Origin of the sequence: Rhodococcus sp. DT1, assembly GCF_049844875.1 — a bacterium.
Taxonomy (GTDB): Bacteria; Actinomycetota; Actinomycetes; order Mycobacteriales; family Mycobacteriaceae; genus Rhodococcus.
In genome coordinates, this window is sequence record NZ_JBNCLW010000005.1 from 79,938 (window position 1) to 106,189 (window position 26,252).

Below are 26,252 nucleotides of genomic sequence, written 5' to 3' on the forward strand. Positions count from 1 at the left end.
GTTCTAGCACGAAGGTGGTAACGGTGGACTTCGCACGTGACGAGACGCAGGAGGACGTTGCCGGCGTCGCGGCCGACCTGCTCGCCCGCGACCTGGGCGCCGACGACCTGTGGAGAGCCATGGCAGAGGCCGACCTGCTGTCGCTGGCCCTGCCCGAGCGACTCGGAGGTTCGGCACTCGGCGTCGCCGAGGCTGCCACCGTGCTCACCGAGGTCGGACGTTCGGCGGCACGGATCCCCGCGCTGCCGACCATCGGGTTCGGGGTACTTCCCGTTCTCGCCCTCGCCACCGAGGCACAGCAGGACGTCCTGCTCGACGGTGTCCCCGGCGGCGCGGTCCTCTCCGCCGCGCTCGCCGAACCGGGCCGGCCGTTCCCCGGCCGGCCCGGGGCCACCGTCACCGCCACCGACGGCGGGCACGCCGTCACCGGATCGTTCGTGGCCGTGCCCTACGCCGATCGCGCGCGGTTCGTCCTGGTACCGACCGACTCCGGGGTCGTCGCGGTCGACCCGAACGCCGAGGGCGTCACGCTGAGGGAGAGTCCGTCCGCGGTCGGCGACCCCGAGTTCTCGATGCGGCTCGACGGAGCGGTGGGAACCCTGCTCGGCGACGGCCTCGACGGTGCGGAGTCCGTGGCGACGCTCTACCGTCTGGCAATCGCCGCGACAGCCGCCTACTCGGACGGATTGCTCTCGGGAGCAACCGATCTCACTGCCCGCCACGTCAGTGAGCGGCACCAGTTCGGTAAGCCGCTCGCCACCTTCCAGGCAGTGGCCCAGCAGATCGCGGATGTCTACGTCACCGCCCGGACCCTGCACGTCGCCGCATTGTCTTCGGTCTGGCGTGTCTCCCGAGGTCTCGACGCCGACGACGATCTCGACGTCACCGCGTACTGGATCGCTGCGGAACTTCCTCCCGCCATGAGGGTGCTGCACCACCTGCACGGCGGCATCGGAGTGGACGCGACCTATCCGCTGCACAGATACTCGTCGACCGCCAAGGATCTTGCACGGTGGCTCGGCGGCGCTTCGTACCGACTCGACCTCGTGGGGGCCCGGTGTTCATCGATCTGACCGACGACCAGCGTGCGCTGCAAGCCGAGTTGCGCAGCTACTTCTCGAATCTCGTCTCCGCCGACGAAGCCGCGATCATGCGCACCGAGCGGCACGGCTCCACCTACCGTGAGGTGGTCCGCCGAATGGGCAAGGACGGATGGCTGGGAGTGGGATGGCCCGTCGAGTTCGGCGGCCACGGCTTCGGCGACGTCGAGCAGCAGATCTTCGCCAACGAAGCCATGCGTGCCGACGTGCCGCTGCCCGGTGTCACGTTGCAGACCGTCGGTCCCACCTTGCAGGTCTACGGAACCGACGAGCAGAAGCGGAAGTTCCTCCCCGCAATCCTCGCCGGTGAGGTCCATTTCGCCATCGGCTACTCCGAGCCCGAAGCCGGGACGGACCTCGCGGCGCTGCGCACCACCGCTGTACGTGACGGCGACGAGTACGTGGTCAACGGGCAGAAGATCTTCACCACCGGGGGTCACGACGCCGACTACATCTGGCTCGCTGTCCGCACCGGCTCGGCCGACTCGAGGCACCGGGGCATCTCCATTCTCATCGTCGACACGACCGACCCGGGATTCAGCTGGACGCCCATCATCACGTGCGACGGCGCGCACCACGTCAACGCCACGTACTACAACGATGTGCGGGTGCCGGCGAACATGCTCGTCGGTGAGGAGAACAAGGGCTGGCGGCTGATCACCACGCAGCTCAACCACGAGCGCGTGATGCTCGGACCAGCGGGCCGGGTCGCGGGCATCTACGAACATCTGCAGGACTGGGTGCGACGGCACAACCTCCTGGACGAACCCGACGTGCGCCGCGCACTCGGCGAGATCCACGCGACACATCGGCTCAACGAGCTTCTCAACTGGCAGGTCGCGGCGAGCGAGAACGACGCCGTCGACATCGCCGACGCGTCGGCCACCAAGGTGTTCGCCACGGAACGGATCCAGCGGGTCTGCCGGCTCGCCGAGGAGATCGTCGGACGCCACGGCGACCCGGCCGACACCGACACGGCCGATCTGCTGCGCTGGCTCGACATGATGGCCAAGCGGAACGTAGTGATCACGTTCGGGGGCGGGGTCAACGAAGTGATGCGAGAACTCATCGCCACCGCCGGTCTGGGTATGCCCCGGGTACCGAGGTGACAGGCGCACAGACGGCCGGCGCGGACAGCACGGCCGACGAGATCCTTGCGGCCGCCGAACGCGTGCGCAACGACGGACCGTCCGCACCCCGGTTCGGGCGCGATCCCGTCAATCTCCCGATGATCCGGAACTGGCTCGAAGCGATCGGTGACGACAACCCGATCTACACCGACGAGTCCGCTGCGGTGGCAGCCGGGCACGACGGCCCGGTCGCACCGCCCGCGATGGCTCAGGTCTGGACGATGCGGGGTCTCGGTGCCGAGCGGGAGAAGGACGATCCACTCGGCCGGATGACGCAGATCCTCGACGACGCGGGGTACACCTCGGTGGTCGCGACCAACTGCGACCAGATCTACCACCGCTACCTTCGCCACGGTGAGCACGTGACCATCGAGTCCACTCTCGAGGATGTGGTGGGTCCGAAGAAAACCGGCCTCGGAGAAGGGTGGTTCTTCACCACCCGCAACGTGTGGAAGGTCGGTGACGAGGTCGTCGCCGAAATGTTGTTCCGCATCCTCAAATTCGCTCCGCCGGGCGAGGCCGCCGAGTCCGCCCCGCGGGTCACGGTGCCCGAGGATCTGGACCCGTCACGGATGATGCGCCCGTCCGCGTCGCGTGACACGCAGTTCTTCTGGGACGGCGTCGCCGGCCACGAGTTGCGCATCCAGCGCCGCCCCGACGGCACGTTGCAGCACCCGCCGGTACCGGCGCTGTGGCTCGACAAGGACGAAACGACCGACTACGTGGTGTCGTCGGGCCGGGGGAGGGTGTTCAGTTTCGTCGTGCACCATGCCCCGAGAGTTCCGGGCCGGCAGGTTCCGTTCGTCGTCGCGCTCGTGGAACTCGACGAGGGCGTGCGCATGCTCGGAGAACTCCGGGGAATCGACCCGTCGGACGTGCGAATCGGAATGGCTGTCGAGGCAACCTATCTCGACTTCCCCGGCGACGACGACACCGGAGGAACCCCGTGGACGCTGTACGCCTGGAAGTCCCTCGAGGAGGATTCGTGAGCATCGATGCGGTGACGGCAGGACAGGCGCTCCCACCCTTGTCGATCCACGCAGACCCGACGTTCGTCGTCTCGACGGCGTTGGCCACCCGCGACTTCCAGGACGTGCACCACGATCGCGACAAGGCGCGGCAGCGCGGGTCCAAGGACATTTTCGTCAACATCCTCACCGACACCGGCCTCGTCCAGCGGTACGTCACGGACTGGGCAGGTCCTCGCGCAGTCGTGCGGTCCATTTCGTTACGCCTCGGCGTGCCCTGGTACGCGTACGACACCCTCACTCTCGCCGGCACGGTGGCGGCCGTCGACGACGGTCTGGTCACCGTCGACGTCGTCGGGCGTAATGCGCTGGGCGACCACATCACCGCGAAGGCGACCCTCGTGATCGGAGATGCCGAATGAGCGGCCTGTCGGGCAGGGCGGTCGTGGCAGGCATCGGTGCCACCGACTTCTCGAAGGATTCCGGCCGGAGCGAACTGCGACTCGCGGCGGAAGCCGTGCGGGACGCGCTCGACGACGCCGGACTCGCCCCCTCCGACGTGGACGGCCTGGTCTCGTTCACGATGGACACCAATACCGAAGTCGCGGTTGCGCGTGCGGTGGGGATACCGAACCTGAAGTTCTTCTCGCGCATCCATTACGGCGGGGGTGCGGCCTGCGCCACCGTGCAGCAGGCGGCGATGGCTGTCGCGACCGGCGTGGCCGACGTCGTGGTCGCGTACCGCGCGTTCAACGAACGTTCCGGCGCGAGATACGGGCAGGTGAACAGCACTCTCGCCGCCCAGGTCAACGCCTCCGGTACCGACAACGCGTTCTCCTACCCACACGGGTTGAGCACACCCGCATCGTTCGTCGCGATGGTGGCGCAGCGGTACATGCACGTCTCGGGTGCCACCGGTGCGGACTTCGGAGCGGTGGCTGTCGCGGACCGGGCCCACGCGGCGAACAACCCGAAGGCGTTCTTTTACGGAAAACCCATCACCTTGGACGACCACCAGAATTCCCGCTGGATCGCAGAACCGTTGCGGCTGCTCGATTGCTGTCAGGAATCGGACGGGGGTGTCGCGCTGGTGGTCACCACACCGGAGCGTGCGAAGGACCTGAAGCAGGTGCCCGCGGTGATCGCGGCGGCGGCGCAAGGCAGCGGACCGGACCAGTACATCATGACGAGCTATTACCGCGACGGACTCACAGGTCTCCCGGAGATGGGCATCGTCGGGAATCAACTGTGGGAACAATCGGGCCTCGCCCCGAAGGACATTCAGACTGCGATCCTGTACGACCACTTCACGCCGTACGTGCTCATGCAACTCGAGGAACTGGGATTCTGTGACCGGGGCGATGCGAAGAACTTCGTGGCCGACGGGATAGAACTCGGTGGCAGGCTGCCCATCAACACCCACGGTGGGCAACTCGGCGAGGCGTACATCCACGGCATGAACGGAATCGCAGAAGCGGTCCGCCAGATCCGCGGGACGTCGTGCAACCAGGTCGACGACGTCGAGAATGTGCTCGTCACAGCGGGCACGGGCGTGCCGACGTCCGGTCTCGTCCTCACCCGCTGACTGCGGTCGGGCACGGACGGATCCCGGGCGCCGTTCATTCGGGGTCGACCGCTGTGGTCGCGCCCCCCGGTTCGCGGCGTGCGGCGATCAGCGCGAGGACGATGCCCAACGCGACCCAGCAGGCGAGCACTACGCTCGGGAACCCGCTGCCGATGCCGCCGAAGAACGCGTTCGCGCGCAGGAGTGAACCGGTCGCCCCAGGGGGCAGAAGCTGCCCGAAAGTGGACCATCCGTCGGGAAGCCAGTTGACGGCCGCGGCGCCGGGCGCGCCACCCGCGGTGGCCGTGTAGATATCCACGCCGTCGGCCGCGAAAACGAGTCCGCCTGCAGCTTCGCGATTCTCGATGCCGGCGATGAGGTCTTCGGGAGTGTCGAAGCGGACAACGTCCCATTCATCGGGGGTGAGGTTTCCTGCGACGGCGTCGACCGCGGGCGAAGGCCCGGCCAAAGCCGAGTCTCATGTCGTGGGGTCCGCCATGGACGGCAGGCAGCGCGAAGGCGAGGAGCATCACGCCGACGACCGCGGTGAGTCCGGCGACGAGCGCACTCAGCCGGATCCACGACGAGCGGGTCGTCTTGTCGGTCTGTGCATTCGCACCGGCGTTTTCGTCCGGTCCGCCGGCCGATTGGGAGCTGGACATCCTGCGTCCCTTCGACACGTGTCCGGTGGATGCAGCGTGCGGACCCAAAACCGGTCCCGGTAGCCATGCTTCCACACGTCTCCGACGTCGGCCTGCAGAGACGAGGACGGTCGAGTGCTGGACGAGGAGCGATGTTACGACTCGGATGTGGCTGCCGGAGAGAAAACTCGATCTTCCGGACGGACACGGTGACCGCGCGCATACTACGACTATCATTCGCCTGCGAAAGGGACGACCATGTCCGAAGAAGTGCGTGCGACCCGGCGCGAGCCCAGTGTGAAACAAGGCATCGCGGCGGGCACATCGGTAGGTGCCGCAATCATTCTCGCGACCCTCGGCGTCGTATCCCTGTTGCAGGGCATCGCAGCGGTGGCAGAGGACGAGATATTCGTCGTCGGTGTGGCATACACCTACGAATTCGACGTCACGACGTGGGGCTGGATCCACATCGTGGTCGGCGCGCTGATGATCCTCATCGGTGCGGCGCTCTTCACCGGCGCCACCTGGGCACGCGTGACAGCCATCGTGATCGCGGCGATTTCCATCATCGTCAATTTCCTGTGGCTGCCGTACTACCCGTGGTGGTCCGTTCTCATCATCGCGCTCGACGTCGTGGTCATCTGGGCCGTCTCCACCTGGAACCCGCGTACGTATGTGTAGGGGCGTTCGGGCGGTCTAGCCGCACGGTCACGGTGACCGTGCCCGCGCGTCCGGAACTCGACGATGACCGCACCTGCGTACGACTCCCACAACGGTTTCGCTCTATGGTGGGCACGCCTCGCCTGGATTCTGCTCGCGGCGGCCTTGGTCGTACCGATCGTGGTTGCAGGCCTTCGCGGCGCCGTGTTGTTCACGGTGACGAGCATCGCGGCCGTGGTGGTGGCCGTCGCCGCGGTGTACGGGTTTCTCACGTGGCGTGGTCTTCTCCGACTGGCGGCGCTGGTGTCGGCGCTGTGCGCTCCGATCGTCGTGCTGGTCGTGATCGTGCGAGAACGCGAGTTGTGGGTGATCCCGCTCGAGGTGGCTCTCGTGCTCGCGGCATTCGGATCTGCGCGCGCCGCACTGAGGATCCGTTCGTCCGAATCCACGATGCCCGAATACCCCGCGGAGACTGTGCACCGGCCGTTCATCGTGATGAACCCGTACTCCGGCGGTGGCAAGGTCGTCCGTTTCGACCTGCGGCGACGAGCCGAGGAACTCGGTGCCGAGGTCGTAGTGCTCGACAGGCCCGAATTCGTCGATGTCCAGGCGCTCGCGCGCCGGGCGGTGGCGCGGGGAGCTGATCTGCTCGGTGTCGCCGGCGGCGACGGCACTCAGGCACTCGTCGCGGGAGTTGCTGCAGAGCAAAGTATTCCGTTCTTGGTGATCAGTGCCGGCACACGCAACCACTTCGCGCTCGACCTCGGACTGGACAGGGAAGACCCCGTGGCGGGTCTCGAGGCGCTGCGCGACGGTGTCGAACTGCACGTCGACCTCGGAGACATCGACGGTCGGCCCTTCGTCAACAACGCGTCCTTCGGGGTCTACGCCGAGATCGTGGAAAGCCCGCACTACCGCGACGGCAAGGCGAAGACCGTTCTCGACCTGTTGCCGGATCTGCTGGACACCAGCGCACACGCGGGATTGCGCGCACGGATCGACGGCACGGTTCTCGACGGTCCGCGCGCACTGCTCGTGAGCAACAATCCGTACACCACGGACGACCTGGTGGGGATGGGCCGGCGTCTTCGGCTCGATCGAGGCAGGCTCGGCGTGATCGCTCTGTCGGTGCATGGAGCCGGCCAGATCGTCGGAGTTCTTCGCCGCGCGCGGAGCAAGGGTCTCGTCCAGCGCACGGCCACGGAAGTCGTGGTGTTCTCGGATGAACACGACATCGCGGTCGGCGTGGACGGGGAGTCGGTGCGGATGCCGTCGCCGGTGCGCTGCACCGTCGCCCCGGGTGCGTTACGCGTCCTCGTGCCGCGCGACCGGCCGGGGATGCGGATTCCCCGGCCGGTTCTGGATTGGGTACAGCTGTCCCGGTTGGCGCGTTCGACTACCAGACGGTGACGACGCCACCGCACGACGTGGTCGGGATGGCCCACAAAGGAATGCTGTTCACCGCGCTGACGGTGAATTCGACGTCGCCGGGTCCCGAACGCACATCGAAACGCGCCACCCCGCTGCCCGGGTAGGCGACGGTGACGGAGTCGGTGACGGTTCCGCGTGCACCCGTGTTGCGGTTGTGCCAGTCGAGGCGCACATCGGACCGATATCCACCGGCGAAGAACCACAGGCTGGATACGTCGGGTAGGGACAGCTCGATCCTTCCCGGTTCGGTCTGCCATCCGAACAGCCGTGCCGGCGCATACGGCTGGTCCACGATGTAAGGGCTGACGCCCCAGCAGCGGTTCATCGGAATCGGAGTTTCTGCAGCAGCTGTCCCGGTGCCCACGCCGAGTCCGGTGAACATACCCGCGGCAACGAGAGCGGAAGCGGCGGTGCGTCGGAGGAATCGTACGGTCATACAGGTCCCCTTCTCCTGGAATGAGCGTTCAGTAGAGCACGCGATGTGATTCCGCGCCAACGATTTCGGGCTGGGGTGGGGCTGACGGCGGTCTCCGTCGTGCGGCAGGACGGTGCTCGCCCGCTTGTGCTGGACGCCTTGCCCCGACCTTCGAATTCACGCGTACCCCACCCCGAACAGCCCGGGTTCGCACCTCGGGCGGTCGGTGTAGCGGGTACCGCCGGAGCAGCCGATTCCGAACGTGCGCGATTTCTGCGATGAGAAAACCGGTCGAAACGTGTCGGTCCTGTAGTGCAGACTGACGACGCAACCACCAGTCAGGGAGGACTCATGGCCGACGCCATAGTCGCAGAAGGACTGATCAAGACTTACGGAGATGTCAAAGCCCTCGACGGCATCGACCTCCGGGTGCCCGAAGGGACGGTCACGGCGCTGCTCGGCCCCAACGGGGCAGGCAAGACGACGACGGTCCGGGTACTGACCACTTTGATCGTGCCCGATGCCGGTAGCGCGCGGGTAGCGGGCTTCGACGTCGTGAACGACGCCCGCGCGCTCCGCTCCCACATCGGAGCGTCGGGGCAGTATGCGGCGGTCGACGAATACCTCACCGGTTTCGAGAACCTCGAGATGGTCGGCAGGCTCTACCACCTGGGCGTCAAACGCAGCAGGGAGAGAGCGCGCGAACTGCTCGCGCAGTTCGACCTCGAAGAGGCAGGAGATCGCCCGGTCAAGGGTTATTCGGGAGGTATGCGCCGACGTCTCGACCTCGCCGGCGCGCTGGTCGCCGAACCGCCGGTGCTCTTCCTCGACGAGCCCACCACCGGCCTGGACCCGCGGGCGCGGCTCGGGTTGTGGGAGGTCATCGACACGCTGGTGGCGCGTGGCACCACGCTCCTGCTCACCACCCAGTACATGGACGAAGCCGAGCGCCTCGCCGACGACATCGCGGTGATCGACCGCGGCAAGGTCATCGCGCGCGGCGATGCGGACGAACTCAAGAGCCAGGTGGGCGGCGAACGCATCGAAATCGGTGTGCCCGATGCCCGAGACCAGCAAGTCGCATGCCGCGAACTCGCCTCGGTCGCGTCGGGCGAGATCCAGCTCGATTCGGGAACCGGAACGCTCACCGTCCCCCTGAGTGGCGCGGGGGGCGGGGCGGGCGCCGAAGCCCTCGTCGCGGCGCTGGGGAAGCTCGCGGTGGCGGGCGTTCGCGTGACGGATGTGGCACTGCGAAAGCCGACACTCGACGACGTGTTCCTCACCCTGACGGGCCACGAGGCAGAGAAGACAGAGGAGGCCGCGCAGTGAATTCGGTACAGCTGGTCACATCGGACGGCCTCACCATAGCCAAGCGCAACATGATCAAGATCAAGCGTGTGCCCGATCTCATCGTGTTCACGATGCTCTCGCCGATCATGTTCGTGCTGTTGTTCGCCTACGTGTTCGGTAGCGCGATCGACATTCCCGGAATGTCGTATCGCGAATTCCTCATCGCCGGCATCTTCACTCAGACGGTGATCTTCGGGTCCACGTGGACCGGCTTGGGAATGGTCGAAGACCTGCAGAAGGGCATCATCGATCGGTTCCGGTCGCTGCCCATGGCACCCTCGGCCGTCTTGATCGGACGGACGACCACGGACGTGCTCATCAACGTGGTCAGCCTCGTGGTGATGTCGCTGACCGGTCTGGTGGTGGGGTGGAGGATCCACTCGTCGTTCGGGGAGGCCGTAGCGGGTTACCTGCTGCTGCTGTTGTTCGCCTACGCGTTGTCGTGGGTGATGGCCGTGGTCGGAATGTGGGTCCGGACGCCCGAGGTGTTCAACAACGCGAGCTTCATGGTGATCTTCCCGCTGTCGTTCGTCGCGAACACCTTCGTCGATCCGTCATCCATGCCGCCGGTACTCCGCACGATCGCCGAATGGAATCCGCTGTCGGCACTCACGCAGGCTGTGCGAAACCTGTTCGGGAACACCAACCCGATGGTTCCGCCGCCGGACGTCTGGCCGCTGCAGAATCCGATCCTCGCGTCGCTCCTGTGGACCGCGCTGATACTGATCGTGTTCGTACCGTTGGCGATCTACCGGTATCAGAAAGCGGTCAGCCGCTGAGTTTCCCGGTGCACTGAGTTTTCCGGTGCACCGGTGCGCCGCGTCTCCCGCTGGACGCTCGCGGTGGTGGAATCAGCGTGCTTGCCGAGTTGCCCAGTCGTTGATCGCCACCGCGAACTCCGCCGAGACGGGGAGCAATGCCACCACGTCGGCGGGGCTCGCAGGCAGCGGGCCGAGTTCTTCGAGGCTGTGGTTCGCGGTGGCGAAGTGCTCGAACTGCAAGTCGGTGTGCTCGAGAGCCCGTCGCAGCGGATCCACCTGTGCGCAGCTGATGTTGAGGTCTTTGTCCGAGCAGGTGAGCAGCACCGGTGTATCCGCCGCCAGTCCCGCGGCCAGCGCGGCTGGATCGAGCCGGTCCGCCTCGGCGAGGAACTTGGCGTTGGCCTCGTTCAACCCGAGTTGCGCGACCAGAGGATGCTGGTCCGCAGGGACGGTACCCGTGGCGCGCAGCGATTCCACGGTCCGCGGCACGTCGGCACGCACCGCTTCGGCCTGGTCCGGGCTCAGCTGCCCGGACTCTGCCACGGCCGTGAGCTGTGCCGACAGCAGGTCGAGGTAGCGCATCGAGAGGGGCTGGAGAAGCCCGAACCCACCACCGATTCCCCTGTCACCGAGAGCGAGTGCGGTCAGGCCGCCTTCGCTGTGCCCGAGGACGAGGATGTCCGACGTGGCGATTCCGGTCCGCGTGGCGAGCAGGTCGGCTGCGGCCGCGGCGTGATCGACCTGGTCGACGAAGCCGTACTCGCCGATGGTATCCGCCGTGAACTTTCCGAGTCCTGTGTCGCCTGCCCCGATCTTGTCGAAGCGAAGGCTGGCAATGCCTTGGGCTGCAAGCGAATCGGCCACCCGCAGCAGCACATCGGAGGACGCGACCCCCGGCTGATTGCCGTTGCGATCGCTCGGGCCGCTACCGGGCAGCAACAACGCAGCACCGGTGGTGGCGCCGTTGGGGAGTCGGAGACTGCCGTGGAACGTGCTGCCGTCGGCGTCGAAGGTTACTGCCGTGTCGTCCCCCGACGGCAGGATGACCGAACCGGTGTCGGGCAGCGCCGACGCCGTTCCGGTGAGCGTCGCCCCGCCTCCCAGCACCAAGATCGGTACCGCTACCGCACCAGCCCACCGTCGCAGATTCCGCATGGGGCAGAACATTAGCAAAGCTGACGAGACCGGTCAGGGGAGCAACGTGTCGATGAAGCTGTTGCTGAAGACGCGGTGAGGATCCAACCGGTTGAACACTGCCCGCGCCGAATCCCAATTATCCTCGGACGGAACGCCTTCACGATAGGTGTCGGGCAGGCTCTGAGAGACGATGGTCGCGTCGGTGTACGGCAGGTCCGGGCCGAATGCCCACCCTTTCGACCATTCCGGCCGGAAAGTCGAATCTTCGCCGTTGTACCGCTGCCTCATCCACTGCTCCATTTCGCGGTAGAACGCGAACATGCCGGGTGTTCCGGGCACACCCAGCACATTGAGCCAGATGGCCGTGTCCCACTCCGGGTGGTCGGGGCGAGGACGCGTCGACGCGAGCGTCGGCGACCCGGCGGAGGGTACGAGAACATCTTCCGGCCGGTCCAGACCACAACAGCGGATCTCGACCGGTCCGTTGAGCGGGTACTGCCCGAGCGCGCGGTAGTGCTCGATCCGCTCCTGGAACCAGTGCGTGAAGTCGTGAATCACGGTTGCGATATTGGCGCGATCGGTGAGTACGGCGCCGCCCCCCTCGGTGAGACGCAGTGTCGTAGCTTTGATGTAGAACTGCAGGTCCTTCGACCATCCCCAGATATCGGACGACGCCGTCGCCGCCAATCCCGCGACCGTCACACCGTAATAGGTCTGCCCGAACGCCGGGGCGATCGCGGTATTGCCGGCCGTCAACTGGCCCAGAAGATCGGTGATCGGCTCCGAAACGTTGTCGGAGAACGGATAGTTGTACGGTCCGTGCACTTCTCGGGACGAGGCCGGCTTCTCGGGTGCGAGAGACCAGACTTTCAGCCACGGCTTGTCGGTGAAGGGATACCAGATCGCCTCGGCGCGCCCGGTACTGCGCACGAACGACTCGAAGGTGCGGCCCTGAGCGCCGGGGAGAGAGAACAACTCGTCCCACGGGATGTCGGTGAAGCTCTGACAGCGCATGCGGTAGTTCGGTCCCGCCTGCAGGGTCACGGAGGTGACGAACGTGCGGCCCAGATGGCACAGCAACGGCGAGATATCAGGATCGGCGCGGGTGAACGTGCGCAACGAATACGCGCTTCCGTCCCATACGACGGCAGTGAGCTCAGTGATGAGATTACTCAACGATCCGAAGGTGTGTCCGGGCTCGGTGGATTCACCATCGGCGGGCAGCGCAGCTCCGTGTGCGTTGACGGCGAGCGAACCGGCAATCGTGAGCACTCCGGGTGCGGGGAGGTTTGCCCAGCCGAGGCCGTGTTGTTGAAGTGCCGTCGTGATGGCGTCGAGTGTGGCGCCGGGACCCGCCGTCACCGTGGGGGGAGAACCTCCGGGATCGACGTCCACCCAGTCGAGGTGGGCGATGGTGTCGGCGAGGATCACCCGATCGATAGGTGCGCCGTTGACGACCGTCAGCGGCGTCCAGCCGTGCATCGCGCCCCGCGGCCGGATCGTGTATCCGTGCTGGTGGCCCCAATTGGTCAGCTGTACAACATCATCCGGCGTACGCGGCGCGCAGGTCCAGATCGCGTCCAGCATGATCTCCTTGGACCAGTTCTGGTACGCCTGCTGGTACAGGGCGATGCCCTCGGGAAAGGCAGGTGGTGTCGGAAGGGTGCTCGCTGCCGAACCCGAAGGGACCGCGTGGGCGGGCGTCCAGCCGCCCAGTGCGGTGGCCGCGAGGGCCCCGGCGCCCACAGCAAGGAAGCCACGCCGGGACAGGAACGGCGACGCATCTCGAATTGCCATGTGTGTGTTTACTTTCCCCAGGGTTGTGTTGTCACGACACGGTCAGGACGACATCGGCCAGTGCCGGCGCGAGGTCACGTTCGACCACCGAGGCGGTGGCAAGCTTGCGGGAACCTTCGTCCCAGACCCGTATACGGAGGGTCTCCCCGGGGAACACCACACCGGCGAACCGTGCCCGGAAACCGGCGACTCGGGCGGTGTCCGCATCGAGGAACCGGTCGGTGACGGCTTTGCACACGATTCCGTAGGTGCAGAGCCCGTGCAGGATCGGGGCGGGGAATCCGGCGGCCGTCGCGAACTCGGGATCGGAATGCAGGGGATTGCGGTCCCCGCACAACCGGTAGAGCAGCGCCTGCTGCGGAAGAGTCGGGACATCTATTTCGGCATCCGGTTCCCGGTCTGGAAGCTCCACCGACTCGGAAGGTCCACGTTCTCCGCCGAATCCACCTTCACCCCGCGCAAAGATCGACGACCGGGCCCTCCACAGAGGAGTGCCGTCGAGGTCTTCGGTGGTGGATTCCTGCACGATCACGGCGGCCTTGCCCTTGTCCCACACCTCGGAGATGCGGGTGACTGTGCGGCCTTTGCCCGACGGCGGGATGGGCGCGTGCACGACAACTTCCTGACTACCGTGCACGACCTTGGCGAGATCGATCTCGATTCCGGGAAAGGACACCTTCGGCGGTTCGATCTGGTGGAACGTGGCCGCGACCGTCGCGAAGGTGGGCAGCGCCTGCGGTGCGTGGTCGCGGAGATATCGCAGTTCGCCGGCGTCGGTGGGCCGGGATCCGGCACCGAGACCGAGGTTGTAGAGCTGGATGTCGCTGCTCGACCAGGAGAATTCCTGGGCGGGCAACTCGGCGCCGAGAGCGACGGCGGGGTCGATGGGCACGCGATGTTGTCCTTTCGCGGAAACGGCGGCGCGGTGGCCGGGTATCGGTCAGCGGCTTTCGGCGGGTTCGGTCAGTTCGTCGTCGGCGGGGTCACCGTGACCGGCGTCGAGGATGTCGAGGACTGCCAGATATCCGAAGGTCATCGCGGGGCCGATCGTCGCGCCCGGACCGGCGTACGTGTGTCCCATGACGGGTGAACCGACGTTGCCCGTCGCGTAGAGCCCTGCGATCACGGTGCCGTCCTCGCGCAGCACCCGTGCGTGGACGTCGGTGACGAGGCCGCCCTTGGTGCCGAGATCGCCGGGCACGACCTTGAACGCGTAGAACGGCGCCTTGTCGACGACGCCGAGGCTCGGGTTGGGCTTGTTACGGGGATCGCCGTAGTAGTGGTCGTATTCCGACTCGCCGCGGCCGAAGTCCTCGTCTTTGCCGGCACGCGCGAAACCGTTGAACCGTTCGACGGTGTCGGTGAGCGCTGCGGCAGGAACCCCGATCTTCTCGGCGAGTTCGCTGATCGAGCCGGCCTTGACGAGCACACCTGCCTTCTCCCAACGGCCGGGAAAGGGCGTTCGCGGGGTGATACCGGCGAAGGTGTACCGATCGCGGTAGCGCTGATCGAGGATGAGCCAACTCGGAATGTTCTCCCCGGGCCCGTCGCCACGCCCGTACTTCCCGCCGTACATCGCGTGTGTCGCCTCGACGTAGGGCGCGGACTCGTTCACGAATCGTTTTCCGGCACTGTTGACCATCATGCAGCCGGGCAGGCTTCGTTCCGACAGCGCAAACCACGGACCGCCGGTGAGCGGGAAGGACGGACCCCACCACGCGTCGTCCATGAAGTCCACTGCAGCCCCGAGTTTTTGGCCCGCCAGGATTCCGTCGCCGGTGTTGGCCTTTGCTCCCACCGTCCATTCGGTGCCGATCGGCGCGCGCTGGTACTTCTTGCGCATCTCCTCGTTGTGCTCGAACCCGCCGCTGGCAAGGATCACGCCCTTGCGGGCACGGATGATCTGCTGCTCGCCCTGCGCGTCGACGGTCACGCCGCGCACCACACCGTCCTCGACGAGCAGATCGGTCAGCGCGGTATCGAGGAGCAACGGCACGCCGGCGTCCCGCAGACCGATGCGCAGGCCGGCCATCAGCGCCTGGCCGCGTACCAGAAGGTGCTTCTTGGTGATGTTGGCCCACACGAATCGCGCTCCGACCCGAACGGCACGGAGGGGCCCGCGGGGGTTGCGCACCAGCAGGTTCAGCCATTTGTAATCGGCCTGGGTGATGACGAAGTTCTTCGGGGCGCGCGCGTAATCGGGCTCGAGCAAAGCAAGATCGTCGCCGAGGCGGCGGCCGTCGAACGGCGTCGGTTCCACCGAGCGCCCCCCTGCTCGGCCGCCGGGTGCCTCCGGGTAGTAATCGGAATACCCTGGTACCCACTGTAATTCGAGCGCGCTGTGCTTCTGCACGAAAGACAGCATCTCGGGCCCGCGATCGATGTAGGTATCGATCTTCTCGGCGGGTACGACATCGCCGATGATGCTGTGGAGGTACGTGCGTGCGGCCTCGGGAGTGTCCTGCACCCCAGCTGCCGCGAGGGCGTCGTTGTTGGGAATCCACACGCCGCCGCCGGAGCGGGCGCTCGATCCGCCGTACCGGGATGCCTTCTCGATCAGGACGACACTCGACCCCTTGCGGGCAGCGGTGATTGCGGCGGTCATTCCGCCGGCGCCACTGCCGACGACGACAATGTCGTACTCCTGATTGCTCATGTAGAACACGTTATAGAACGAGGGGGTGTGGAGTCCATCTTTTCTGTACAACCCACTGTCGGTACAGAGAGCGGCGACCGGAACGCGTTCCAGTATCGACATCGGACGCCGGGTGCAGCGAACCGCCTCGGCCGGTGGAAACGGGGCGTCGGCGAATGGCGCCGTATGACCGGATTGACCGCTTGGTGGATATAGGTGGGTTTGTTCGTTTCCGAGGTGGGTATCCGCAGCCGTCCGAACCCTTCGGACACATCATCGACTGCGAGGTGGAGCCGTGCGTTTGTTGACTCTCTTGGTGCTGGTCTGGCTGGTGATCGGGGCCGTCGCTGGGTGGCAGCGAGGCTACTTCGAGGATTCCCCGCAGAACTGCAGCAGCCTGGCAACGGTGGCAACCACCGTCGTAGCAGGCCCGCTCAACTATGCGGGTGTGAACCCGCAGGTCCAGTGCGAAGGACTGCCCGAGCCCAGCCAGTAGGCCGGCGGGGGACGGCGACCGAACGACATGTTCTGCCCCGTCCACTGTTCCGAACGGCCAGTGTGGAGTGATATCCCGACACATCCCCGGCGAACTCTTTCGCCGGGGATGTGTGCGTTCGGTTGTGCCCCAGGACAAGATGCGGGCAGGCGACGGCGAGGGGGCGGCGCGTTGCATGCCTTCCACCAACCCACGGACGGGCAGGTCGTACTTCCCGGCGTCGGTTACCACGCGCGCCACGCGGACCGGGCCTGACGCGACTTCGTAGCCTTGCTCGGCAAGTGCATGCCCGTCGCGCGAGAGTGACGCCCTTCTACGACGCGTCGGGAACGGCGATCGTTCCGTCGAGCACGGCCTGATCGATGGAAGCCTGCAACTGCGGGCACCCTTCGCGGGGGCTGATCGACGCGCCGGGGACCACTCCGGAGTCGCGGAAGGTGGGGCACACCGCGTCGGGATTCTCCTGCCACTGCACGCTGGTGTGTTTGTAGCTGTTCTTACGCACCAGCACACACGTGCCGCACCGGCGACATCTCACCTCGTGCTGACCGGAGTCGAGATAGTTGATCTTGTCGATTGCGGTCTGTGTGGCGATGGCCTCGACCCGATCGGGCCGATCGGCGAAATCCGGTGACTTCGCCCATCTTCTCTGCCGGGTCGAGGAACTCATCGTCAGACCTCGGCTTCCTGCTTGCCGGACTTCTCTTCTGCCGCCTTGCGCGCCAGATTCTCGGCGACCTCTTTTTCCCAGGACTCGTTGGCCTTGGCGGTGTCGACCTCGAATTCGAAACGGCCCGTCATCTTCTCGGTGACATCGGCGATGTCGACATAGAACTGCTCGTACCAACGACGGAGCTGGTAGACCGGGCCGTCCTCGTCGCACAGCAAGGGGTTCTCGATCTTGGTCTTGTTCTTCCAGATCTCCACGTCCTGGAGGAAACCTTCACCGATTCCCTCGGTGAACTTCGCCGCCAGTTTGTCCGACTGCTCGTCGGACATCCCGGTCGGCTTCTTCACGATGATGCCGTACTGCAGCATGAACGAGTCGTGCGTCACGGGGTAGTGGCAGTTGATCAATACCGACTCGACGTTGTATCCGCCGTAGCTGTTGGTCATCGGATTGATCATGTAGGACGGCCCGTAGTACGCGGCGTACGACTCGAGGGTCGATTCGAGCCCGTACTGCGTCGACATCCCCTTGTCGGGCCGGCCGCGCGTGTTGAGGTACTGCTCCGCGATGTGGCCTTCGAACACGTTCTTGAAGAAGGTCGGGAACGCGAAGTGGATGTAGTAGAAGTGCGCCATATCCACGACGTTGTCGATGATCTCCCGGCAATTGGCGCCCTCGATGAGGATCTGGTTCCAGGTCCAGTCCGTCCACTCGCCCGTGCCGTGGTGCTCGATGTCGGGAATCGTGACCTCGGCCGGCGGTGGATTGCCCTCGGGGTCGTTCCATACGAACAACTGGCCGTGCTTGACCATCGTGGTCCAGGCGCGGGTGCGTGCCAGCGGGGGAACTCGGCGCGAATACGGGATCTCGGTGCACTTGCCGTTGCCACCCCAGCGCCAGTCGTGGAACGGGCACGCCACCGAGTCGCCCTTGATCTCGCCCTGGGTGAGGTCGCCGCCCATGTGGCGGCAGTAGCCGTCGAGCACGTTCAGTTCGCCCTTGCTGTCGGCCCAGACCACCAGTTTGGTGCCGAAGGCTTCGACGGCATGGGGACGCCCGTCGGCGAACGTCCTGCTGAGCCCGAGGCAATGCCAGCCCCGGGCGAACCGTGTCCGGGCTTCTCCGATGTCGATCTCGCGAATCTGCGCCATGTCAGCTCACTTCCTTCCGCAATCTCCTGTTAGAACACGTTATAGAATTCTGGTCTCGAGGGGAAGCGAACCGGGACTTTGGTCCTGAGCGTTTAGGGGTGTATGCGCTGATCTCCCGATCCTCGACACGAATAGGAACATGTTCTAGTCTCGGTACAAGCGATCAATTCCTGAACAGACGGGAGCGTCCAGTGGGTGACCACGACAGTCATGAGGTACTGCAGCGGATCGACGCACTGCTGCCCACCCTGCGCGAACGCGCGCAGGAGGCCGAGGATCTGCGCCGCGTCCCGGATGATTCGGTCAAGGCACTTCAGGAAGCCGGCTTCTTCCGGTTGCTGCAACCGGCGCAGTGGGGCGGGTACGAAGCGGACCCGGTGACCTTCTACACCGCGGTACGCAACATCGCGAGTGCGTGCGGTTCCACCGGGTGGGTTTCCGGCATCATCGGCGTGCACAACTGGCACCTGGCGTTGTTCGGCCAGGAGGCGCAGGAAGAGGTGTGGGGCGACGATCCCGACGTCCGGATCTCCTCGTCCTACGCCCCGATGGGCGCGGGTGAAGTGGTCGACGGTGGTTACAAGGTCAACGGTGCGTGGGCGTGGTCGTCCGGCTGCGACCACGCGAGCTGGGTGGTCGTCGGCGGTCCCGTGATCAAGGACGGGCGTCCCGTCGACTTCGGCAGCTTCCTGATCCCGCGATCCGAGTACGAGATCGACGACGTGTGGAACGTGGTGGGCCTGCGTGGCACGGGTTCGAACACCATCGTCGTCAAGGACGTCGTGGTGCCCCGCCATCGATTCCTGAGCTTCAGGGCGATGAACGAACTCGCCTCACCCGGTCTCGAGCAGAATACTGCTCCCGTCTACAAGATGCCGTGGGGCACAATTCATCCCACAACCATTTCGGCGCCGATCGTCGGCATGGCGTACGGAGCGTACGACGCGCACGTCGAGCACCAGGGCAAGCGTGTCCGCGCCGCCTACGCGGGTGAAAAGGCGAAGGACGATCCGTTCGCGAAGATCCGTATCGCCGAGGCGTCGAGCGACATCGATGCGGCGTGGCGTCAGCTCTCGGGCAACGTCGCGGACGAATACGCGTGCCTCCTGCGCGGCGAAGACGTTCCGATGGAGATCCGCCTGCGGGCACGCCGCGACCAGGTCCGCGCGACCGGCCGGGCCATCGCCTCGATCGACCGGCTCTTCGAGAACTCCGGCGCCACCGCGCTCGCCAACGGGACGCCGATTCAGCGTTTCTGGCGCGACGCCCACGCCGGCCGGGTGCATGCCGCCAACGACGCCGAGCGCGCGTACGTGATGTTCGGCGCCGCCGAGTTCGGTCTCCCGCTCACCGACACGATGGTCTAGGAACGCCTGTGACTGCAACAGAAGAGCTCACCTACGAGTCCACCTCCCGTTTCGCGCAGGTGCGCGACGATCTGCGCCTGCACTATCACGAGGCGGGCGTCGGTCACGACACCACGATCGTGTTGCTGCACGGTGGCGGCCCGGGCGCGTCCTCGTGGTCGAACTTCGCCAAGAACATTCCGGTACTCGCGCGGCGATTTCACGTAATCGCCGTCGACCAGCCGGGTTACGGACGTTCGGACAAGCCCACCGAGCATCCGCAGTACTTCGTGCACAGCGCGTCGGCGCTGGCCGATCTGCTCGACACCCTCGGCATCACCGATCGAGTGCACCTGCTGGGCAATTCGCTCGGCGGCGGCGCGGCGGTGCGGTTCGCACTCGACTATCCCGATCGCGCCGGGAGGCTCGTGCTGATGGGCCCCGGGGGCCTGAGCGTCAACCTGTTCGCGCCCGATCCCACCGAGGGCGTGAAGAACCTCGGCAAGTTCGGCTACCAGCCCACCCGCGAGAACCTCGAAGCCTTCCTGCGGATCATGGTGTTCGACCAGTCGTTGATCACACCCGAACTCGTCGAGGAGCGATTCGCTGCCGCGAGCACACCGGAATCGCTGGCCGCTGCGAAAGCCATGGGCAAGTCCTTCTCCAGCGGAGAGTTCGAGAAGGGCATGCTGTGGCGCGACGCCTACAGGCTGCGCCAGCGCGTCCTTCTCATCTGGGGCCGGGAAGACCGGGTCAACCCGCTCGACGGCGCGCTGGTCGCACTGAAGATGATTCCCCGCGCGCAACTGCACGTGTTCGGCGGCTGCGGCCACTGGGCGCAACTCGAGAAGTTCGACGAATTCAACAAGCTGACCGTGGACTTTCTGACGGACGGAGACAATTCATGAGTATCCGATCCCTGGCATACCTTCGCATCGGTGCGACCGATATGGGCGCGTGGCGCGAGTACGGACTCAAGGTCCTCGGCATGGTCGAGGGCAAGGGTTCGGTCTCCGACGCGCTGTATCTGAGGATGGACGATTTCCCCGCGCGTCTGGTCATCGAGCCCCACGAGTCCGATCAACTCCTCGTATCCGGCTGGGAGACCGCGAATGCTGCCGAACTCCAGGAGGTTCGCGACAACCTCTCGGCTGCGGGCGTTCCGTTCAAGGAAGGTACCGCCGAACAACTCGCGGATCGCCGTGTGGTCGAACTGATCACCTTCCAGGATCCGTCGGACAACACCCTCGAGGTGTTCCACGGTGCGGCGCTCGAACACCGCCGAATCGTCAGCCCGTACGGTCACCGGTTCGTCACCGGAGAACAGGGCCTCGGTCACGTGGTGCTCTCCACCCGCGACGACGAGGAATCGCTGCGCTTCTACCGCGATGTGCTCGGATTCCGTCTCCGCGACTCCATGCGCCTGCCCCCGCAGATCGTGGGTCGGCCCGCGGACGGCGATCCGGCGTGGCTCCGGTTCTTCGGGTGCAACCCGCGCCACCACAGCCTCGCCTTCATGCCGATGCCGACCCCGAGCGGCATCGTCCACCTCATGCTCGAGGTGGAGAACTCCGACGACGTCGGACTCGCACTCGATCGCGCACTGCGCAAGAACGTCAAGATGTCGGCGACACTCGGCCGGCATGTCAACGACAAGATGTTGTCGTTCTACATGAAGACGCCGGGCGGTTTCGACGTCGAATTCGGTTGTGAGGGACTGCAGGTGGAGGACGAGGGCTGGATCGCTCGTGAATCCACCGCGGTGAGCCTCTGGGGTCACGATTTCTCGGTGGGGATGCAGCCGTGACCGTGCCGGTCGGTGATACCGGCGGTGCGATCGATCCCAAGTCGTTCCGTACCGTTCTAGGTCAGTTCTGCACCGGAGTCACGATCATCACCACCATGGACGGCGATGAGCCCGTCGGCTTCGCGTGCCAGTCGTTCGCGGCGTTGTCTCTCGACCCGCCGCTCGTGTTGTTCTGTCCCACCAAGCAATCCCGCTCGTGGGGAGCGATCGAGCGGTCGGGCCGCTTCTGTGTCAATGTGCTCGCCGAGGAACAGCAGGAGACGTGTGCGCGCTTCGGCTCTCGCGAACCCGACAAGTTCGCTGGAATCGACTGGAGCCCTTCGGATCTGGGTTCGCCGATCCTGACCGGTTCACTCGCTCATATCGACTGCACCGTCGAGACCGTTCACGACGGCGGTGACCACTGGGTGGTGTTCGGCCGGGTCGCGTCGCTCAGCGAGGTACGCGACGAGGCCGAGCGTCCGTTGCTCTTCTACCGCGGTCAGTACACCGGCATCGAACCCGACAAGACGGTGCCCGCCCCGTGGCGTGATGATCTCGAAGCGTTTCTCACCACCGCGTCGGAAGACACCTGGCTGTAGGGCACAGAAGAGGGCGCCGGACCCGGGGACGAACCCCGGAGCCGGCGCCCTTTTTCGTCTGGAGTTTCGACGGTCAGGCGGGTATCAGGACTGCGTGGAGCCGTCCGGATCCTCTTCGTAGTACTCCGTGGTCACCACGCGCTTCACCAGGCGCGGCTTGCGCGGCTCGTCGCCGTGACCCTTGTCTTCCTTGTTCCGGTCGCGGTCACCGCCGGTGCGGACGTCCGGAGTGCCGGTACGGTGAGTGTCGGAACTCTCGCCGATACGGGCATCCGGGGTCGCGTTACCCGGGAGATTGCCGGGGGCGCGGTGACTTGTGTGCGTATCCGACCCCGTGTGCGTATCCGACCCCGTGTGCGTGTTCGCCGTGGACGGGATGGAATGCGTGCCGGGGGTCGGGGTGGACAGGGTGCCCGGAGTCGGGTTGTGGGAGTGCCCGGACGATCCCGGATCGCCGAAGCCCTGCGACGGCGACCCGGTGGTCCGGTCTCCGGACTCGGAGACCCCACGTGCCGTGCCCGAGGGGGACGACGGGGTGGAGGCGGTGTCACCGGGGACCGAGTGCTGCAGCGGATCGTCGCGCTGGGTGTCGTGCGACGGGCGGTAGTTCCCAGCAATGCCTTCGCGTGCCGCGTCGGGGGGCAGCGTGCCCGTCCCGCCGGTGTCACCCGGTCGATCGGAATGACCGATCCGGTCCGTGCCACCGATTCGGTCCGTATCACCGGATCGCCCGGCGTCCGGGTTCCGATGTGCGTCGGTGGACGCGGAATCGCCCTCGTGAGCGCGGCTGTAGTAGCGGTACAGTTCGTCTTCTTCGAGGGGCGTGAGTTCGCCGTTCTCCTCGACGTTCGGCGCGCCTGTCACCGTGTCCTTGCCGAACGGCACATGCACACCCGAGTCGTCGAGGGTGGCGTCGTCGACGGGGACGAAGTGACGGCGGGTACCGAACAGTCCGGTCACCACCGTGATCCAGCCCGGCTCCCCGGTTCTGTTGTCGAGATATACCTCGCCTACTTTTCCTAATTTGGTGCCGTCCGGACCGTACGCGGTGGCACGAGCGAGGGTATCGAGTTCGTTGTTCGTAATCATCATTGCCTCATCGGTCGGCGCTGTTGTCGCTGAGGGCATTCCCTGCTCGCGGACCGATGAAACTCCCTGGGCGCGGCGAAGCCGACTGCCGCGGACGGGACGGTCGGCCTGACCCGATCCCGGTCGAGTTGGCCGGCTCGCTTCGGGTGCGGTTCTCCCCGCGTGCCGTTGCCTTCGGCGTGGGCCCATGTTATGCATATTGTCAACAATCCGACAAGAGCAAGTGCCCGAATTCGGTAGGTGCATCCCGGGAGGGCCCTCATGGCACGACTGTCACCACTTCTCCTGCAAGCCACCCCGGTCACCGTGGACCACGCGTCGGGTTGCTATCTGTACGGCAGCGACGGGCGTCGCTACCTCGACTTCACCGCCGGTATCGGTGTCACCGGCACCGGGCACTGTCATCCGCATGTGGTCGAGGCGGCGCAGCGGCAGGTCGCCACCCTGATCCACGGCCAGTACACGACCGTGATGCACCGACCGCTCCTGGAACTGGTCGAGGCACTGGGTCCGGTATTACCCGAAGGTCTCGATTCACTGTTCTTTGCGAACTCCGGCAGCGAGGCTGTCGAAGCAGCGCTGCGTCTCGTACGGCAGGCGACAGGCCGTCCCAACGTGGTCGTCTTCCACGGCGGATTCCACGGCCGGACGGTCGCCGCCGCGTCGATGACGACGTCGGGCACCCGCTTCTCCGCAGGCTTCTCCCCGTTGATGGGAGGCGTGCATGTCGCGCCGTTCCCCACCGCCTACCGGTACGGGTGGAGCGAAGACGAGGCAACGGATTTCGCGCTCCGAGAATTGGATTACCTCTTCGCCACCGTCACCGCACCCGACGAAACGGCGGCATTCTTCGTCGAACCCGTGCTCGGCGAGGGCGGCTATGTCCCGGGCAACGTTCGCTTCTTCCAGGGCCTGCGGGAGCGTGCCGACAGGTACGGCATCCTCCTCGTGTTCGACGAGATCCAGACGGGATTCGGGCGAACCGGAAAGTTCTTCGGGCACCAGCACTTCGACGTGCGCCCGGATGTGATCACGATGGCAAAGGGGCTCGCGAGCGGATTTCCGTTGTCCGGTATCGCGGCCTCCGAGGAACTCATGTCTCGTGCCCGGCCGGGATCGCAGGGTGGAACCTACGGTGCCAACGCGGTGTCGTGTGCGGCGGCGGTAGCCACACTCGAGGTGATCCGGAAGGAAGGACTCGTGACGAACGCGGCGCTGCGTGGAGACGAGTTGCTGGCGGGTGCGCAGTCGCGGGCGACACCCGCCGTCGGTGACGTTCGTGGGCTCGGGCTCATGGTGGGATCCGAATTCACCGATGCCGACGGTGCGCCCGACCGCGACGGCGCCACAGCAGCACAGCGCGCAGCAGCACGAAAAGGGTTGTTGCTGTTGACCTGCGGCGCCTATATGAACGTGGTACGCATGATCCCTCCGCTGGTCGTGACCGGAGAACAGGTCGAGGAGGCACTCGATATCTGGTCGGAGGTTCTCGCCGAGATCTGAACTGTCCCGCGTACGAAGGAGATCCTGTGGCCCGGTTCATCACCATTTCCCTCGACAAGCGCGGCGTCTCCTGTCGCGCACGGCTGCTGGACACAGAGGCACCGCTGACCTGCGAAGCGGTATGGAACGCTTTGCCGCAGAACGGATCCGCATTCCATGCCAAGTACGCGCGCAACGAGGTGTACACCCTCGTTCCCCGCATCACGGGTGCTCCGCATCGGGAGAACCCGACGGTGACCCCGATCCCCGGAGACGTGTGCCTGTTCGATTTCGAACCGTGGGAGATCGGGAACTCCGCATACGGATACGAGCCGGGATCGGAAGCGCATGCGGCGCAGGGGGCTACCGATCTGGCGCTCTTCTACGGGCGGAACAACCTGCTCCTCAACGGCGATGTGGGGTGGGTGCCGGGCAACGTGTTCGCGACCATCGAGGAGGGCCTGACCGACCTCGCGGTGGCGTGCAACGACCTGTGGATGGAGGGCGCAGCGGGGGAGACGCTGACGTTCGCCCGCGACTGATCGGTCCCCGTCACTCGTCACTCCGCGTCGTACCGTGCGCGGTGCGCGAGCACCTCGTCCATGTGTGCCTCGGCCCACGCCTTGATCCCGCGTATCACCTGGTGGAGCGACAGCCCGAGTTCGGTGAGTTCGTATGTGACCGTGACCGGCACGGTCGGGGTGACGGTGCGCGTCACCAGGCCGTCGCGCTCGAGCGACCGCAGTGTCTGCGTGAGCATCTTCTGACTGACCCCCGCGAGCCTGCGGGACAGTTCCGAGTAGCGCATCGCTCGTGGTTCACCGCTGCAATCGTTGCCGGGGCGGGAGGGCCCGTCACTCCCGAGCGCGGCGAGAATCAACGCCACCCACTTGTCCGAGATACGCGCGAGCAGCTGACGGCTGGGGCACTCCGCCAGGAATGCGTCGTACTCCGCCTGTACTTGCGCTCGCTTCTGGGCCGCAGTCATGGTCGGCATGAGTGCTCCTTCCTACCGGCGGGTGCCTTACGCACTTCGAAGTGCGTACTTCCCTTTGGAGAGCTACCTACCCATGATGAAGCGGAGGGTCATTCGATACAAGTGCCGAGGAGCAACCGATGAACACATCGACTTTCCGCACCGCCGTGGTGCACACTCCGAACGGGCCCGGCTCGATCGAGATCATCAGCGTTCCCGTCGTGCGACCGGGACCCGGGCAGGTTCGCGTCGGGATCGCCGGCGCGCCCGTCAATCCGGTCGATCTCGGGGTCGCGGACGGGTTCTTCCACACGATCGGCCTGATCGACCAGCCCGAATACACAGGGCTGGGATGGGAGTTCGCCGGCACGGTGCTCGATGCCGGCCCCGGTGTGGACCTGGAGATCGGCACCCGTGTCGCCGGCATGGTGGGCGGCTTCGATCGCGACTACGGCACGTATGCCGAACAAGTCGTCGTACCGGTCGCGGGTCTGGCCGTCGTCCCGGACGGACTGGATCTGATCACGGCATCGACATTGCCGGTCAACGGGTTGGCGGCCGTGCAGATGCTCGACCTGCTCGGTGACGCACCCGCGGACGGGCACCGACTCCTCGTGACCGGGGCAGCGGGCGCGGTGGGCGGCTATCTTCTCGCACTCGCGCCCGAACGGGGATGGGAGGTAACAGGTCTTGCTCGGCTCGAGGACGAGGAATTCGTGCGGAGTCTGGGTGTCCGGTTCGCTTCGCACGCAGAGCCGGGCTGGGACGCGGTCGCCGACGCTGCGTCACTGCAGGAACGGGCGCTCGAGGTGGTCCGTGACGGGGGGAGATTCGTCGGCGTCAAGCCGAACGCGGTTCCGGCCACCGAGCGCGGAATCTCGGTATCAGCCGTGGAAACGCGCCCCGACGGTGTCAGGCTGAGTGATCTGCTCGTGCGCGCCGCGTCGGGTGGGCTGCCGGCGCGGGTGCATTCCGTCGTACCGCTCGATTCGGCCTCCGATGCCCACCGCGCGGTCGCTGCGGGCGGGGTGCGCGGCCGTTACGTGCTCGCGCCGTGACGTCGCA

27 protein-coding genes are annotated in these 26,252 nt (G+C 65.9%); 17 read left to right on the forward strand and 10 right to left on the reverse strand.

Going from position 1 to position 26,252, the window contains the following annotated elements; all coding sequences use genetic code 11:
• Positions 1-23: 23 nt before the first annotated feature.
• Genes ACLQ3J_RS13735 through ACLQ3J_RS13755 form a run of 5 tightly spaced genes read left to right on the forward strand, consistent with a single transcriptional unit; the run spans position 24 to position 4,783 of the window.
• Positions 24-1,073 (forward strand): acyl-CoA dehydrogenase family protein, encoded by a 1,050-nt coding sequence (locus ACLQ3J_RS13735; RefSeq protein ID WP_425903612.1) that lies wholly within the window; start codon positions 24-26, stop codon positions 1,071-1,073.
• Complete coding sequence (locus ACLQ3J_RS13740) at positions 1,058-2,209, forward strand: acyl-CoA dehydrogenase family protein (RefSeq protein WP_425903614.1); 1,152 nt, start codon at positions 1,058-1,060, stop codon at positions 2,207-2,209. The genes ACLQ3J_RS13735 and ACLQ3J_RS13740 overlap by 16 nt, the downstream gene beginning before the upstream one ends.
• Positions 2,206-3,219 carry a bifunctional MaoC family dehydratase N-terminal/OB-fold nucleic acid binding domain-containing protein gene (locus tag ACLQ3J_RS13745; protein WP_425903616.1) on the forward strand — a complete coding sequence of 338 codons (1,014 nt, stop codon included), beginning with the start codon at positions 2,206-2,208 and terminating at the stop codon, positions 3,217-3,219. Before ACLQ3J_RS13740 ends, ACLQ3J_RS13745 begins: the two co-directional genes overlap by 4 nt.
• Positions 3,216-3,620: a MaoC family dehydratase gene (locus ACLQ3J_RS13750; protein ID WP_425903618.1), complete on the forward strand. Its 405-nt coding sequence runs from the start codon at positions 3,216-3,218 to the stop codon at positions 3,618-3,620. Before ACLQ3J_RS13745 ends, ACLQ3J_RS13750 begins: the two co-directional genes overlap by 4 nt.
• Positions 3,617-4,783 (forward strand): lipid-transfer protein, encoded by a 1,167-nt coding sequence (locus ACLQ3J_RS13755; RefSeq protein ID WP_425903620.1) that lies wholly within the window; start codon positions 3,617-3,619, stop codon positions 4,781-4,783. Before ACLQ3J_RS13750 ends, ACLQ3J_RS13755 begins: the two co-directional genes overlap by 4 nt.
• Before the next feature lie 34 nt (positions 4,784-4,817).
• Here the strand turns inward: ACLQ3J_RS13755 and ACLQ3J_RS13760 are convergent, their stop codons facing one another.
• Positions 4,818-5,231: a hypothetical protein gene (locus ACLQ3J_RS13760; protein WP_425903622.1), complete on the reverse strand. Its 414-nt coding sequence runs from the start codon at positions 5,229-5,231 to the stop codon at positions 4,818-4,820.
• A 430-nt stretch (positions 5,232-5,661) separates the two neighbouring features.
• Between ACLQ3J_RS13760 and ACLQ3J_RS13765 the strand changes: the two genes are divergently transcribed.
• Both ACLQ3J_RS13765 and ACLQ3J_RS13770 read left to right on the forward strand, forming a co-directional pair.
• On the forward strand, positions 5,662-6,084 hold the full coding sequence (locus ACLQ3J_RS13765; protein WP_425903624.1) for a DUF7144 family membrane protein: 423 nt from the start codon (positions 5,662-5,664) through the stop codon (positions 6,082-6,084).
• Positions 6,085-6,147: 63 nt separating this feature from the next.
• A complete protein-coding gene (locus ACLQ3J_RS13770) occupies positions 6,148-7,473 on the forward strand; it encodes a diacylglycerol/lipid kinase family protein (RefSeq protein ID WP_425903626.1) in 1,326 nt (441 codons plus the stop codon).
• On the opposite strand, the gene ACLQ3J_RS13775 is transcribed toward ACLQ3J_RS13770, so the two are convergent.
• A complete protein-coding gene (locus tag ACLQ3J_RS13775) occupies positions 7,460-7,930 on the reverse strand; it encodes a hypothetical protein (RefSeq protein WP_425903627.1) in 471 nt (156 codons plus the stop codon). The two genes, ACLQ3J_RS13770 and ACLQ3J_RS13775, sit on opposite strands and share 14 nt — an antisense overlap.
• Before the next feature lie 330 nt (positions 7,931-8,260).
• Here ACLQ3J_RS13775 and ACLQ3J_RS13780 point away from each other — a divergent pair, with 330 nt between their 5' ends.
• Both ACLQ3J_RS13780 and ACLQ3J_RS13785 read left to right on the forward strand, forming a co-directional pair.
• Positions 8,261-9,238, forward strand: coding sequence for an ATP-binding cassette domain-containing protein (locus tag ACLQ3J_RS13780; protein WP_425903628.1), 978 nt, complete (start codon positions 8,261-8,263; stop codon positions 9,236-9,238).
• Positions 9,235-10,038, forward strand: a complete 804-nt coding sequence (locus tag ACLQ3J_RS13785) for an ABC transporter permease (protein WP_425903630.1) — start codon at positions 9,235-9,237, stop codon at positions 10,036-10,038. The genes ACLQ3J_RS13780 and ACLQ3J_RS13785 overlap by 4 nt, the downstream gene beginning before the upstream one ends.
• Before the next feature lie 72 nt (positions 10,039-10,110).
• Here the strand turns inward: ACLQ3J_RS13785 and ACLQ3J_RS13790 are convergent, their stop codons facing one another.
• Genes ACLQ3J_RS13790 through kstD form a run of 4 tightly spaced genes read right to left on the reverse strand, consistent with a single transcriptional unit; the run spans position 10,111 to position 15,610 of the window.
• Positions 10,111-11,175 carry a serine aminopeptidase domain-containing protein gene (locus ACLQ3J_RS13790; protein ID WP_425903632.1) on the reverse strand — a complete coding sequence of 355 codons (1,065 nt, stop codon included), beginning with the start codon at positions 11,173-11,175 and terminating at the stop codon, positions 10,111-10,113.
• Between the two features lie 33 nt (positions 11,176-11,208).
• The gene (locus ACLQ3J_RS13795; protein ID WP_425903634.1) at positions 11,209-12,954 is read right to left on the reverse strand and encodes a cholesterol oxidase substrate-binding domain-containing protein; all 1,746 of its coding nucleotides are present in this window, start codon (positions 12,952-12,954) and stop codon (positions 11,209-11,211) included.
• Positions 12,955-12,985: 31 nt separating this feature from the next.
• Positions 12,986-13,846 (reverse strand): MaoC/PaaZ C-terminal domain-containing protein, encoded by an 861-nt coding sequence (locus ACLQ3J_RS13800; protein WP_425903635.1) that lies wholly within the window; start codon positions 13,844-13,846, stop codon positions 12,986-12,988.
• Positions 13,847-13,894: 48 nt separating this feature from the next.
• A complete protein-coding gene (gene kstD / locus ACLQ3J_RS13805) occupies positions 13,895-15,610 on the reverse strand; it encodes a 3-oxosteroid 1-dehydrogenase (RefSeq protein ID WP_425903636.1) in 1,716 nt (571 codons plus the stop codon).
• A gap of 274 nt (positions 15,611-15,884) precedes the next feature.
• Between kstD and ACLQ3J_RS13810 the strand changes: the two genes are divergently transcribed.
• Entirely contained in the window at positions 15,885-16,085 is a 201-nt protein-coding gene (locus ACLQ3J_RS13810) for a hypothetical protein (RefSeq protein WP_425903638.1), read from the forward strand.
• A 313-nt stretch (positions 16,086-16,398) separates the two neighbouring features.
• Here the strand turns inward: ACLQ3J_RS13810 and ACLQ3J_RS13815 are convergent, their stop codons facing one another.
• Together ACLQ3J_RS13815 and ACLQ3J_RS13820 are read right to left on the reverse strand one after the other, a co-directional pair.
• Positions 16,399-16,755, reverse strand: coding sequence for a hypothetical protein (locus tag ACLQ3J_RS13815; RefSeq protein ID WP_422424554.1), 357 nt, complete (start codon positions 16,753-16,755; stop codon positions 16,399-16,401).
• 2 nt (positions 16,756-16,757) lie between these two features.
• On the reverse strand, positions 16,758-17,906 hold the full coding sequence (locus ACLQ3J_RS13820) for a Rieske 2Fe-2S domain-containing protein (protein WP_425903639.1): 1,149 nt from the start codon (positions 17,904-17,906) through the stop codon (positions 16,758-16,760).
• Between the two features lie 191 nt (positions 17,907-18,097).
• Here ACLQ3J_RS13820 and hsaA point away from each other — a divergent pair, with 191 nt between their 5' ends.
• Genes hsaA through hsaB form a run of 4 tightly spaced genes read left to right on the forward strand, consistent with a single transcriptional unit; the run spans position 18,098 to position 21,640 of the window.
• Positions 18,098-19,273 carry a 3-hydroxy-9,10-secoandrosta-1,3,5(10)-triene-9,17-dione monooxygenase oxygenase subunit gene (hsaA, locus tag ACLQ3J_RS13825; RefSeq protein WP_169622736.1) on the forward strand — a complete coding sequence of 392 codons (1,176 nt, stop codon included), beginning with the start codon at positions 18,098-18,100 and terminating at the stop codon, positions 19,271-19,273.
• Between the two features lie 8 nt (positions 19,274-19,281).
• Positions 19,282-20,160: a 4,5:9,10-diseco-3-hydroxy-5,9,17-trioxoandrosta-1(10),2-diene-4-oate hydrolase gene (gene hsaD / locus ACLQ3J_RS13830; RefSeq protein WP_296549812.1), complete on the forward strand. Its 879-nt coding sequence runs from the start codon at positions 19,282-19,284 to the stop codon at positions 20,158-20,160.
• A complete protein-coding gene (hsaC, locus tag ACLQ3J_RS13835) occupies positions 20,157-21,059 on the forward strand; it encodes an iron-dependent extradiol dioxygenase HsaC (protein WP_296549811.1) in 903 nt (300 codons plus the stop codon). Before hsaD ends, hsaC begins: the two co-directional genes overlap by 4 nt.
• Positions 21,056-21,640, forward strand: a complete 585-nt coding sequence (hsaB, locus tag ACLQ3J_RS13840; protein ID WP_169623069.1) for a 3-hydroxy-9,10-secoandrosta-1,3,5(10)-triene-9,17-dione monooxygenase reductase subunit — start codon at positions 21,056-21,058, stop codon at positions 21,638-21,640. Before hsaC ends, hsaB begins: the two co-directional genes overlap by 4 nt.
• An 84-nt stretch (positions 21,641-21,724) precedes the next feature.
• On the opposite strand, the gene ACLQ3J_RS13845 is transcribed toward hsaB, so the two are convergent.
• Entirely contained in the window at positions 21,725-22,732 is a 1,008-nt protein-coding gene (locus ACLQ3J_RS13845) for a PRC-barrel domain-containing protein (protein WP_425903640.1), read from the reverse strand.
• A gap of 258 nt (positions 22,733-22,990) precedes the next feature.
• On the opposite strand from ACLQ3J_RS13845, the gene ACLQ3J_RS13850 reads away from it, so the two are divergent.
• Together ACLQ3J_RS13850 and ACLQ3J_RS13855 are read left to right on the forward strand one after the other, a co-directional pair.
• Positions 22,991-24,232 carry an aspartate aminotransferase family protein gene (locus ACLQ3J_RS13850; RefSeq protein WP_169653331.1) on the forward strand — a complete coding sequence of 414 codons (1,242 nt, stop codon included), beginning with the start codon at positions 22,991-22,993 and terminating at the stop codon, positions 24,230-24,232.
• Between the two features lie 26 nt (positions 24,233-24,258).
• Positions 24,259-24,753 carry a DUF3830 family protein gene (locus tag ACLQ3J_RS13855; protein ID WP_169623071.1) on the forward strand — a complete coding sequence of 165 codons (495 nt, stop codon included), beginning with the start codon at positions 24,259-24,261 and terminating at the stop codon, positions 24,751-24,753.
• A 17-nt stretch (positions 24,754-24,770) separates the two neighbouring features.
• Here the strand turns inward: ACLQ3J_RS13855 and ACLQ3J_RS13860 are convergent, their stop codons facing one another.
• On the reverse strand, positions 24,771-25,208 hold the full coding sequence (locus ACLQ3J_RS13860) for a winged helix-turn-helix transcriptional regulator (protein ID WP_422425241.1): 438 nt from the start codon (positions 25,206-25,208) through the stop codon (positions 24,771-24,773).
• 119 nt (positions 25,209-25,327) lie between these two features.
• On the opposite strand from ACLQ3J_RS13860, the gene ACLQ3J_RS13865 reads away from it, so the two are divergent.
• Positions 25,328-26,245 (forward strand): NADP-dependent oxidoreductase, encoded by a 918-nt coding sequence (locus ACLQ3J_RS13865; protein WP_425903643.1) that lies wholly within the window; start codon positions 25,328-25,330, stop codon positions 26,243-26,245.
• The last annotated feature ends 7 nt before the right edge of the window (positions 26,246-26,252 follow it).